General features: G+C 67.1%; 2 protein-coding genes. Both read left to right on the plus strand.

All coding sequences use genetic code 11. The annotated features are described in order from the left end of the window. On the plus strand, nucleotides 1–196 hold a 196-nt coding region (locus PGX04_RS31315; RefSeq protein WP_273742045.1), incomplete at its 5' end, for a hypothetical protein. Between the two features lie 245 nt (nucleotides 197–441). Then, on the plus strand, nucleotides 442–651 hold a 210-nt coding region (locus tag PGX04_RS31320; protein ID WP_273742046.1), incomplete at its 3' end, for a winged helix-turn-helix domain-containing protein.

A 651-nucleotide genomic window follows, 5' to 3' on the forward strand; every position in this document is an offset into this window, starting at 1 on the left:
GGAGTTCTATCGATCCCTCCGCAGCGACGACGAGACGGAGGCGGCGTTGCTTCGCGACGTGACCCAGGAGTACGAGCGCGCAGCGTTCGGCCAGAGGAGTATTTCGGCGGACGCGGCCGGGGGCGTCCTCGAGCGAGCGCGGCGGTTGTGCGGGTTCGACGACTGGGGCGACGACGGTGCTCCCGCGGACGACTGACGCACCTGTCTCTCGATCAGCACCATCTAGACGATCACCTCGAGTAGCCGTCCAGACCGATCGATTATAACGATATCTGACTGTTTAGCTGAATTGAGGCGCTAAGCCCCCTTCCTCAGCGAGCGCCGACCGAGGACGCGGAGCCGACGGCGGCCACCGAGCAGGAGTCGACAGCGACCGCGGATGACGATTCGACGGTAGGCCCGGAAGCCGTCACGGCGAAACAGCTGGAACCGCTCCGTGAGATCCGCGATCGGCCGCGCGCGACGCAGGCCGAACTCGCCGATCGTCTCGGCGTGAGCGGTACGACCATCAGCCAGCAAGTGAACGAGATCGACTGGTTCGAGCGGCGGGCGTTCGTCGATCGGTTCTTCGACCGGGAGCAGGCGGCGCTCGAGGGGCCGGAAACTGAGCCGGCGGGGGATGGGGACGCGGCTGACGACCGGCAGCGCGCG

This window comes from Natrinema soli (assembly GCF_028618695.1).